A 10,934-nucleotide genomic window follows, 5' to 3' on the forward strand; every position below is an offset into this window, starting at 1 on the left:
AGGCCTGGAATGGACCGTCGTCCCAACGGGGCCACAGGACCGTTGCCCGCAGTACGCCGGCCTCGCGGTGACGCCACCGGACGAGACACGCAGCCTGTGGCTGACCAGGCCGCTCAGCTTCTGCGGCGAGTTCCGGATCCATCCGCTGGTCTCCGGCACCGACGCTGGCGGCATCGCCCAGTAGCGGCATCGCCCAGTAGCGGCGCGGCGGCCGCGGCGAAAAGTGTCGGCGGCCTGTGATTGCCTATCGGCCATGGACGTCGCGACCACCCTGCTTCTCCTTCTCGGCCTGCTGCTGGGCTGCGCGGGCGGTTTCGCGGCGGGCCGCCGCGCTGGCGACATCCGCCTCGCGGCCCTGGCCTCCGAGCGTGACGCCGCCACCCGCGAGCGTGAACTGCTACGCCAGTCGGAACAGGCCGCGCGGGAGCGGGCAGCGCTGGCCGAGGCTGATGTCGCGGGCATGCGGACGGCGCTGGACTACGAACGGCGATCCGCGACCGAACGCCTGAACCTCGTCGAGCAGAGCCAGCAACGCCTGGCCGAGTCGTTCCAGGCCCTGTCCGCACAGGCGTTGGAGAGTGCGAGCCGCCAGTTTCTCGACCTTGCCTCCGTCCGCCTGCAGGAGGCCGGTACGCGTGCCGCCGGCGACTTCGAGCAGCGCAGGGTGGCCGTCGAGCACCTGATCAGTCCGCTGCGGGACGTGCTCGGGAAGATGGAGCACCGGCTGGCGGACCTGGAAACCGCGCGCATCGAGGCGTACGCGACTCTCGTTGAGCAGGTCCGGGGTGTCCAGCAGGTATCCGAGGGGCTGCGAACGCAGACCGCCGCCCTGGTCACGGCCCTGCGCAAGCCCCAGACTCGCGGGGCCTGGGGGGAGATGCAGCTGCGCCGGGTGGCCGAGGTCGCCGGAATGATCGCCCGCTGCGACTTCACCGAACAGCCCACCATCACCGACTGCGACGGCGTGCGGCGACCGGACATGGTCGTTCACCTGGCGGGCAACCGGAACATCATCGTGGACGCGAAGGTGCCTCTGATCGCGTTCCTTGAGGCTACCGAGGCCCCGGACGAAACCATCCGCGACCAGCGGCTCAGCGCCCACGCACGGCATCTGCGCGCTCATGTGGACGCGCTCGGGGCGAAGGCGTACTGGCGGCAGTTCTCCGCCAGCCCGGAGTTCGTGGTGCTGTTCGTACCCGCTGAAGCCTTCCTCGCTCCCGCGCTCGAGAAGGACCCGGCACTGCTGGAGCATGCCGCCAGGAAGAAGGTCGTCATCGCGACGCCGACCACTCTCATCGCGATGCTGCGGACTGTCGCCCACGCGTGGACGCAGGAGGCGCTCACCACCCGCACCCGGGAGATCTTCGAGCTCGGCCGGGACCTGTACACCCGCCTTGGCACCCTCGGCGAGCACGTGGACCGGCTCGGCCGTTCGATCGGCCGGACCGTGACCGACTTCAACGCCACGGTCGGATCACTGGAGAGCCGTGTGCTGGTACCGGCACGGCGGCTTGCCGCTATGGAGGTGGTGGACAGCGTGCTGGCCACGCCTGCGCGCGTTGAATCCGGTGTACGCGCCCTGTCCGCGGCGGAGCTCACCGGCCCCGCCGAGGCACCGCCCGCCTCGCCGCTCGTCCACTGAACGCCACAGACATTGCCGAAAGCAGTTGGAGAAACGCTGAAAGTAATGTCGCCAGCCTTATCACAGGGTGCGACAACTCGCCGGTGACACACGGCCCGGCTCCGGGCGGTACCTTGCCCAAGTGAGCTCGCCGCCGCCTCGCTCGTCGGCCGGTCCCCCCGACCGGGCCGCAGGCCCGACCGGACAGCGCGGACGAATCCCGGCTCGGCGAGGCGGCGCAGGCACGCCTACCGTGGTTACGGGCAGCCGGCGTGGCCTTACCGTGCTCGGAGCCGCTCTCCTGCTCCTCCTGGCCGGAACAGCCGGAGCCGCCATCGATGTGGTCCTGGCCGGCTCCCTGGGCGTGGTGTTCGGCGTTCTGTTCGTCGCCGGTTGCGTCCTGGCCGCCACCCGGGTGCATCCCGACGACCTCCTCGGCATCGTTATCACACCACCGCTCGTTTATGCGCTGATAGCCATCGGTATCGGATTTGCGCATCCGGCCGCCGGCAGTGCTGGTGGTGGAATAAAGAACAAAGTGATCAGCATTAGCTCCGATTTGATTCTTCGAGCCCCTGTGCTTCTCATTGGGTTCTTCGCCGTCGTGCTCATAGCGGCGGTCCGGGCGCGGCATGCCCGGGTCGCCCGGCGCGACCGTCAACGTGCGCTCAACGCCACGAGGAATCGCCGCCGGCCGGGTAGTTAGGGCGTGCCCGCCGGATGGCGGCCGATGTGGGCCCGGGTATCGATCCGCGTGATTGACGATTCATCAGGTGCGTCCTGGTTGTGGCAGTAGAAAAATCGCCCGGGGGCCTGGTCGAGGCACCGTACAGCAAGGCAGCAGGAAGCCGTGGTCAGCTGCCCATGGCCGTCCGGTACCGTTTCCACCGTGCCGAGCAACGCGCCCCGCGAACTTCGGGAACGCCTGACCACTTGGTGGGCCACCTGCCGCTGCGGCCATCCTCGTGACCATCACCGACATTACCGGCGCGGCTCGGACTGTGGGCGGTGTTCGTGCCCGGCGTTCTCCCACGTCCGCTCTCGTCGACGCGGCTGACTGCCGCGGGGCAGCCCGGACGCGCCGGCCAGCGTACCGCCCTGGGCACAGAAAAGATCATCTGAACGCGGCGGCTGCACGGGAGCCGCCGGCAGCTCGGCGGACACGGCGGCCGAGGACGGGTTTTTCTTTGTTTTCTTTATCACCAGATAGCCAACCAAAGGCCTCTGTGACATCTCCACCGCCCCGCCGTACGCCAGCGGACCACTGCTGGAACACAAGAATTCTCAGCATCATTAAACGATAAGTGACTCCGTCACACGCGGCGATGCAAACCTTCGGTGACACTTACACAACCAGTAGTGATGTCATGTGATATGTTCCCCGTGTCGAGATACACACTGTCCGATGATATAGACAGCCAGCAACAAAATGATCGTGGACGGTGCGGAACGCACGAGGGGGCAACGGTGTACGGACGCAGAGCCGAACGTCGAAAAGGCTGCTGCCGTACATCAGCCGTCGAATCGGCGGCGCTCGCCCCGTAGGCACCAGCACGATCATCACTTTCCGCGCCGCCAACACCCCCGGAACACCAGCACATGAGACCTGGCACCACGAGCCAAGCCGACCGCGTCGACTCTTCGATCTCAGCTGACGACCTGACGGGCATCTCCCACGACGGCACCGCCGCCAGGAGCATCGCGGGCGCCCCTGGGGCGTCTGTCGCGTGCCCAAGGCCAAGGCGACGCCCGAAGAGCGGGTCGGCTCCGCCACAACCTTTTCCGCCTGGCCCGAATCGGAGGATACCCGTTGTTCGAGACGTCGCGGCGTCCAGTGGCCCCCCTCTCGGTTAGCATCGTCATTCCAACGCTCAATGAGGCGAAGAACATCCCTGGCGTCTTCCGGCGGCTGCCGCCCGACGCGGAAATTATCCTGGTGGACGGCCGGTCCACTGACGACACCATCCGCGTCGCCTGCGAAATCCGTCCCGACACAATCGTCGTGCGCCAGACCAGACGTGGTAAGGGGAACGCTCTCGCCTGCGGCTTCGCCGCTTCCACCGGCGATTTCATCGTCATGTTGGACGCCGACGGCTCGGCGGACCCCAGCGAGATCCCTGCCTTCCTCGACGCTCTTCGCAATGGCGCGGACTTCGCCAAGGGAACACGTTTCGCCCACGGCGGCGGAAGCGCCGACATCACCCGCGCCCGGCAGCTGGGAAACCGCGCTCTGTGCTTCCTGGCCAATCGGTTGTTCGGCCAGCGTTTCACCGATCTCTGTTATGGCTACAACGCCTTCTCCCGCACGTGTCTCGCGGCGCTGGGCCTCACACCCGGCCAGCACAACGGAACTCGCCAGTGGGGTGACGGCTTCGAGATCGAGACTTTGATCATGCTGCGAGTCGCCGCGGCCGGCCTGCGCATCACCGAGGTCGGCAGCTTCGAACGCCCCCGCGTGCACGGCGAGTCAAACCTGCGAGCCAGCAGCGACGGCCTGCGGGTACTGCGCACGATCCTGTCCGAACGGCTGCACCGACGCGATCCGATGATCGTTCAAGCGGCCGGCTGCCACCCCGCGACATCCGCCGCTCCGCCAGCCACCGCCCTTCCCCGCCAGGCAGACACCCCAGAGCATCCGGACCGGGCCGGCAGCACCTCGGCGACCTACGCATGACGGCCGTCAGCGGACGGTGGACGGAAACGGCGCCAGTTCCGGCAGCCCACAGCCCGGCCAGTTGGCCAGACCGTGGGCACGACGAGGAACCGGACGGCGCCAGCTGGCCCGCGGCGTGCGCGTCCGTCGTCATCTGTGCCTACACCGAAGACCGGTGGGACGATCTGGAGCGGGCCGTGACAAGTCTTTCGGCCCAGACCGTTCCCCCCCACGAAGTCATCGTGGTCATCGACCACAATCCCAGGCTCCACCAGCGCGCGGCTGCCGGCCTGTCCGGCGTCCAGGTCGTGCTCAACAGCGGTCGCAGCGGTCTGTCCGGAGCCCGTAACACCGGTATCGCGGCCGCCACCGGCGATGTGATCGCCTTTCTCGACGACGATGCCGAGGCTGAGCCGTCATGGCTGGCAAACCTGCTGGCTCCGTATGCGGACCCGGCCGTCGCCGGTGTCGGCGGGCTGGCCGAGCCGCGCTGGCCGTCGAGCCGCCCACGCTGGTTCCCACCGGAATTCGACTGGGTGGTCGGCTGTAGTTACCAGGGACTTCCCACTGCCAGCGCACCGGTCCGGAACCCAATCGGTGCCGGCATGTCGTTCCGGCGGATGGTCTTCGACCAGGTGGGTGGTTTCACCGACGGACTCGGCCGGCTAGGGTCCCGACCGCTGGGCTGCGAGGAAACCGAGCTCGCCATCCGGCTGCGCGCCCATGACCCGAATATGATCATTCTTTACCAGCCGCTCGCACGGGTAAGCCATCGGGTCACCCGGGAGCGTACGACCTGGCGGTACTTCCGGGCCCGTTGCTATGCCGAAGGCCTTTCCAAGGCCGCGGTCGCCCGCAGCGTCGGCCGCGATGCGGCACTCGCCAGCGAAAAGGACTACGTGCGCCGCGTGCTCCCCCGGGCGCTGTGCCGCGACCTGGCCACACCGCGGCGCTGGCCGCGTGCGGGCGTCACCGTGGCGGGCCTGGGAATCACCACAGCCGGATATGTCCATGGCCGCTGGTTGCGCTGGCGGCGTCCTGGCAGCCCAGCCCGCCTTCCTGATGAGCCGGCCCGCCTTTCTGGTGAGCCGCGCCATCAGCCGCGCGGCTGTCCATCGTCGCTGCCCGCCGCGACGGTGACCGGGCTCATCCGGGGCCCGGTCACCCACCTCCCGCATGCGGTCGGTGGCCGGCGAGGCCGTCAGGCCCGAGCCATGCCGGCAGCCACAGCAGCACGGATCTGGTGCGGGGAGGTGGAACTCACCGAACCGATGGCTCTTCCCGCTGAGCTGCTCGACACCGCCGCCACGCCGTACCGCGAAGCCCGGCTTCTGATCCGCCTGCACGGCACACCGCTCGGCTTCCTGTCCGTCGATCTCGGCGTGGACGTCCTCGACGACCTGACGCTACGGGCCATGGCTATCCGCGACCTCGGCGAGGTCATCCGCGCTCACCTGGGCATCGACGGACTCGACCAGCTGCCGGACCCGGGCCTGGACCCACCGGCGGGCCCGGCACCGGCAGGCCCGCCGGCCGCGGGTCACGCATGCCGCCGGCTGCTCTCGGCCCCCGCGGTGAGCGTTGTGGTCTGCACCCGTGACCGGCCGGCCCAGCTCGCCGCCAGCCTGGTCTCGTTACGCGCCCTCGACTGGCCCTGGCTCGACGTCGTCATCGTCGACAACGCCCCGACCGACCCGGCGACCCGAACCGTGTTCGACGCCCAGGCCGGCGGCGACCCCCGGTTCCGGTATGTGCTGGAGCCACGGCCTGGGCTCTCCCGGGCACGCAACGCGGGTCTGACAGCGGCAAGCGGCACGATCGTCGCCTTCACCGACGACGACGTGACCGTGGACGCCGGCTGGATCCGCGGCCTAGTGCGCGGCTTCGAGCGCCGGTCCGATGTCGTCTGCGTCACCGGGCTCGTGGCCGCGGCCACCCTGGCAAGCCCGGCGGAACGTTACTTCGACGCCCGGGTGTCATGGGCGACGAACTGCCGACCGGCGCTGTTCGACCTCGATCTGTCCCGGCGGCCGAGCCCGCTGTACCCGTACAGCGCGGGGGCGTTCGGCACCGGGGCAAACATGGCGTTCCGCCGCGATGCCCTGCTCGCCCTCGGTGGCTTCGACGAGGCGCTCGGCGCCGGCACCGCGTCAGCTGGCGGTGAGGACCTCGACGTCTTCGTCCGCGTGCTGCTTGCCGGGCACGCCCTGGCCTATGAGCCGGCGGCACTCGTCTGGCACAGTCACCGGGCTGAGCTGGACGCGCTGCGCCGGCAGCTTTTCGGCTACGGCACCGGGCTGACATCGTTCCTCTGCAAATACCTGCTGGACCCAGCCACGGCTCGGGCCCTGCTCGTCGCGGTTCCCGCTGGGATTGGCCACCTGCGGACAACCCGGCGACGGACCGGGCGCGGAGTCACCGCGGCCACTGGCGGAACGCGCGGGCCGTTGGCCGCCGGTCACCGGCTGGCCGGACCGGCCGCGTTGCCCATGCGTCGGCTCTGGTTGCGCGAACTCGCCGGTATGGCCGCGGGTCCAGCCTGTTATCTGCGGTCCCGCTACCAAGCGGCTCACGACCGACCGCTGCCGCCAGCGCCAGCATGGCGGTGAACAGATGCCACCGCGGTGGCCGGGATCGCGACCACGGCGACAACCACGGCGACAACCGGGATGACGGCCCGGACGACGGGCACCGCCCGGCCCGGATCACCAGTGACACGGCATCCACCGCATACCCGCCCGCTGGCGGCGGGCCTGGTCCGGCCCGGCCGGCGCCGATGCCAGCCAGCTGTCATCGGCGTGGCCTGATGAGCACGAGGGCGGACGCATGATCGAACCACGGCGTCGATGCGCGGTGGACTGCGCGCTGCTGGCGCTTGCCGCGCTGACCCTGCTGGTGGCCCTCAGCGGCACGCACTCACCGGTGCGGGCCGTGCTGGCTGTGCTGGCGGCGGCGCTGCTGCCAGGCGCGGCGGCGCTGACCACCCTCCGCCTCGACGACGCGTTGACGTGGCTCGCGGTCACGGTGAGCGTCAGCCTCGCGATGCTGACCCTGCTGGCGGTGGTCACCGTCGAGGTGGGCTGGTGGAACCCCACGGCGCTGCTGCTCTGCCTTGGGCTGGCCTCCGGTGGGGTGCTCGCCTGGGATCTTCGGCGGGCGCTCGGTGAGCTGTCCGCGACGGCCCCGGACCGGCGCCGGGAGCATGACCGGCGCCAAGCGCACGAACAGCGCCGGGACCACGAACGGCGCCAGGGATGACCGCCAGCCCGCCGATCCATCGGCTGAGCTGGCTGGCGGTCCCGCCGGCAACGGCAGCGGCCGCCCAGGCCTCGGCCGCGGTGCGTACGCTGGGCAGGCTCGCACCGACCATGGCGGTGGGCGTTGCCGGCGTCCTCCTATGGGCCACGTCACTTGGCGACATCCGGCTGGGCTCCCTCGGTGACTACGGGCTGCCGCCAGCCCTGCCCGTGCGCTGGTATGCCGGACTCGCTCTGGTGATCGTCGGGCACGCGGCCGCGCTCTGCCAGCGGCGGTCGGGTCCGTGGCTGCTCGCCGGTTTCCTCACGGCAACCGTGGTCATCCTCTACGGGACGGTGCCACTGTGCACGGACGTTCCGCACTACCCCTGGGTGTACAAACACATCGGCGTCGTCCGGTACATCGACGTGCACGGCAGTATCGACCCCGGGATCGACATCTACCATCGGTGGCCGGGATTCTTTGCGGTTGCCGCGCTGTTCGGCCGGCTCGCCGGACAGCGGAATCCGGTGACCTACGCGGCCTGGGCCGAGGTTTTCTTTCCGCTTGTCCAGGCAGGAATAGTCGCCGCGACCGCACGGACGCTGACCGGCCGTGCCCGTACCGCCGCCGCGGCCGCCTTCCTCTTCGTCATCACCAACTGGGTGGGACAAAGCTATTTCGCGCCGCAGGCATTCGGGCTCACGATGGGGCTCGGTCTGTATCTGGTCGCGCTGCGGTTCCTGACCGGGCCGCGATCAGCACACCTGGCCGGGACGCCCCCGGGCCTGGCACGGCGGGCAGCTATAACGATCATATGTGTGCTGCAGGCGGCGGTGGTCGTCAGTCACCAGCTCACCCCCTATCTGCTCGTCGCCGGGATGGGCGCGCTGAGCGCCGCGGGATACGTCCGGCCACGGTGGCTCACCGCGGTACTGGCCGGGCTCACGCTGGCCTGGCTGGTGCCGAACCTCGGCTACGTCCAGCACAACTTCGGGCTGCTTTCCGGGACGAACCCGGTGGCCAACGCGACGAACACGCACGTTCACGAGTTCTCCCCGCTGCCCGGGAAAATCTTCAACGCGCGCGCCGGGTACGCGCTGACGGTTTCCGTGGGGCTGCTGGCCGTCATCGGCGCCTGGCGCGATCTGCGCCGGGGTGACCGCGTGGCCGGGATCCCGCTGCTGCTCGCGGTGGTTCCCGTCGGGATCGTGTTCGCCCAGAACTACGGCGGCGAGGCGTCGCTCCGGGTCGTCCTGTTCGCCCTGCCGTTCGCGGCTGTTCTCGGCGCCCTCGCCGTGGAACCCACCGGCGACGGGTGGCGCCTGCGCCAGGTGCCGCGGGTCAGCGCCGTCACCGGCGCTCTGGTCGCCATGTTCCTGCCCGCGTTCACCGGACAGGAAGAAATCAACATCATGACTCCGGACACCGTCCGGGCCGCCGACTACTTCGACGCCCACGCCGAAGCCGGGTCGGTGCTTCTTCTCGCCGGCCCCGACTTCCCGCTCCGGTACGGCCCCAGGTACCCGGAATTTCGGGGTCCGAGCAGTGACGACGACCCCAACCTGCTGCACACGGCCGGGTTCCGCCACCGGCAGCTGGGCGCGGCCGACCTCGATGGCGTCGTCGCGGTGCTGCGGCAGTACTCCACGCATGGTTATCTCGCGTTCACAACCTCGCAGGAGGTCTACGCCGAGGTCTTCGGGCTCGCCCCACCGGGAGCGCTGGGCTCCCTGGAGCAGGCGGTCGCGCGCTCGCCACGCTTCCAGGCCTTCTTCACCAGCCCGACTGCCCGCATCTACTCCTACCAGGCAGGCCGATGATGACCGTCGGCGTGCCGGGGCACTCCGGACAACATCCACACCCCTACCATGATCAGCGACAGCGAGGCCGGCACAGGATGACTCGCGGGAACGCTCGCCCAGCGGATCCGGCACCGGGAACACGGCCCGCGCAAGCCACTGCCCGACGCGGTGTCCTCTACCGCAACGGGCTGGCCCTGGTCGTCAACAGTGGAGTGTCCTCCCTGTTGGGAAGCGCGTACTGGATTCTCGCCGCGCGCACCGCCACCCCGGCCACGGTCGGCGCGGCCACCGCCCTGGTCGCGGCGCTCACCACGCTGTCAACGCTTGCCCAGTTCAGCTTCGGCGGCGCGTTCGCGACGTTCCTCCCGAGCGCCGGGGCATCCGCCCGGAGCCTGGTACTGATCGGATACGGTGTGGCGACCGGTGCGAGCCTGCTGTTGGGCACGGTGTTCGTACTGGTGATCCCCAGGATGAGTCCGGCGCTCGCGGTGCTGGGACGTCCCAGCGCCGCGATCGGCTTCACGCTGGCGGTCGCGCTCTGGTCGATCTTCTCGTTACAGGACAGCGTGTTGACGGGCCTGCGCGCCGCGCTCTGGGTGCCGATCGAAAACGTCGCCTACAGCGCCACCAAACTGGCGGTGCTCGCGGCGCTGGCCGCGGGCGGGCGGAGCGACGCGCTCAGCCTCTTCGGCTCATGGGCGCTGCCGCCGGTGGTGTTCATCGCGGCTGTCTCGTGGCTGCTGTGGACTCGGCTGCTGCCGCTGCCGGCCCGCCCCACGGCGGGCGGGCCGGCAGGCACAACGGCAGGCACAACGCTGGGCGGGACTACCGAGATGTTTCGCTTCCTGTCCGGCGACGCCGTGGGAATGCTCTTCGCCCAGGTCGCGACGACCTTCCTACCGGTACTCGTCGTGGTCAGGATGGGCTCGACAGCCGGCGGCGCGTTCGGCATCGCCTGGATGCTGACGGTATCGGTCGATCTGATCACAATCGGGATGGGGATCTCCCTGACGGTCGAGGGTGCCCAGCCCGGTGCCAACGTCGATGCCCTGCACACGGCCGTCCTGCGACGGGTCCTCCCGGTCGTCGCGGCGGTCGGTGCCGCCGGCATCGCCGCGGCTCCAGCGATCCTGAAAATCTTCGGGACGACCTACGCCGAGCAGGCCACCACCCTGCTGCGTCTGCTGCTGCTCGGCGGTATGGCCCGCGCGGTGACGGTACTGGCCGTCTGTGCGGCGCGGGCACGGCGACAGGCCGGCCGGATCGTCGTCCTGCAGGCCGTCCCCGCGATGATCATAACCGTAGGTGTCTGGCAGTTCGCCCAGCCGCGTGGGCTACCGGCTGTCGGTCTCGCCTGGGTTGCGGGGCAGAGCGTCACAGCGATGATCGCTGTCATGATCAGTCGCCCCGCGTCTAGAGCCTGTTTTGAATCTTCTGTCCGGGCGATCCAGGCCCAGCCGGCCCCCGGCTTCGTTGTCGGCCACACCGATACAACTCAGCCGGTATCGCTTCGGCCTTCCGCCTTGCCGGGAACCAGCTGGACGCGGCTCGCCGTCCGAACCCAAGATTCAAAACAGGCTCTGAGAGCGCGTCTGAACAGTGGCCACAACACCAACAA

The 10,934-nt window shown here is 69.4% G+C and carries 7 protein-coding genes and 1 pseudogene; all 8 read left to right on the forward strand.

The genetic code is table 11. The features are described from left to right. A pseudogene (locus MJ797_RS10175) lies at positions 1-184 on the forward strand (hypothetical protein); the annotation flags it as partial. Between the two features lie 69 nt (positions 185-253). Beyond that, positions 254-1,642, forward strand: coding sequence for a DNA recombination protein RmuC (locus tag MJ797_RS10180; RefSeq protein ID WP_239334056.1), 1,389 nt, complete (start codon positions 254-256; stop codon positions 1,640-1,642). Between the two features lie 232 nt (positions 1,643-1,874). Continuing rightward, on the forward strand, positions 1,875-2,327 hold the full coding sequence (locus tag MJ797_RS10185; protein WP_239334058.1) for a DUF6542 domain-containing protein: 453 nt from the start codon (positions 1,875-1,877) through the stop codon (positions 2,325-2,327). Between the two features lie 1,104 nt (positions 2,328-3,431). Beyond that, the gene (locus MJ797_RS10190) at positions 3,432-4,295 is read left to right on the forward strand and encodes a glycosyltransferase family 2 protein (protein WP_239334060.1); all 864 of its coding nucleotides are present in this window, start codon (positions 3,432-3,434) and stop codon (positions 4,293-4,295) included. Next, the gene (locus MJ797_RS10195) at positions 4,292-6,883 is read left to right on the forward strand and encodes a glycosyltransferase (protein WP_239334062.1); all 2,592 of its coding nucleotides are present in this window, start codon (positions 4,292-4,294) and stop codon (positions 6,881-6,883) included. The genes MJ797_RS10190 and MJ797_RS10195 overlap by 4 nt, the downstream gene beginning before the upstream one ends. A 217-nt stretch (positions 6,884-7,100) precedes the next feature. Then, positions 7,101-7,532, forward strand: a complete 432-nt coding sequence (locus tag MJ797_RS10200) for a hypothetical protein (RefSeq protein WP_239334064.1) — start codon at positions 7,101-7,103, stop codon at positions 7,530-7,532. Then, positions 7,529-9,334: a hypothetical protein gene (locus MJ797_RS10205; RefSeq protein WP_239334066.1), complete on the forward strand. Its 1,806-nt coding sequence runs from the start codon at positions 7,529-7,531 to the stop codon at positions 9,332-9,334. Before MJ797_RS10200 ends, MJ797_RS10205 begins: the two co-directional genes overlap by 4 nt. 77 nt (positions 9,335-9,411) lie before the next feature. After that, positions 9,412-10,934: hypothetical protein (locus MJ797_RS10210; RefSeq protein WP_239334068.1), on the forward strand; the 1,523-nt coding region annotated here is incomplete at its 3' end.

The sequence above is a fragment of the Protofrankia sp. CiP3 genome, from assembly GCF_917627345.1.
In the GTDB taxonomy this organism is placed as follows: Bacteria; Actinomycetota; Actinomycetes; order Frankiales; family Frankiaceae; genus Protofrankia.

Excerpts from the sequence above, each read along its gene's own strand:
- MJ797_RS10180 (WP_239334056.1), top strand. The coding sequence starts at position 254 with ATGGACGTCGCGACCACCCTGCTTCTCCTTCTCGGCCTGCTGCTGGGC.
- MJ797_RS10195 (WP_239334062.1), top strand. The coding sequence starts at position 4,292 with ATGACGGCCGTCAGCGGACGGTGGACGGAAACGGCGCCAGTTCCGGCA.
- MJ797_RS10200 (WP_239334064.1), top strand. The coding sequence starts at position 7,101 with ATGATCGAACCACGGCGTCGATGCGCGGTGGACTGCGCGCTGCTGGCG.
- MJ797_RS10205 (WP_239334066.1), top strand. The coding sequence starts at position 7,529 with ATGACCGCCAGCCCGCCGATCCATCGGCTGAGCTGGCTGGCGGTCCCG.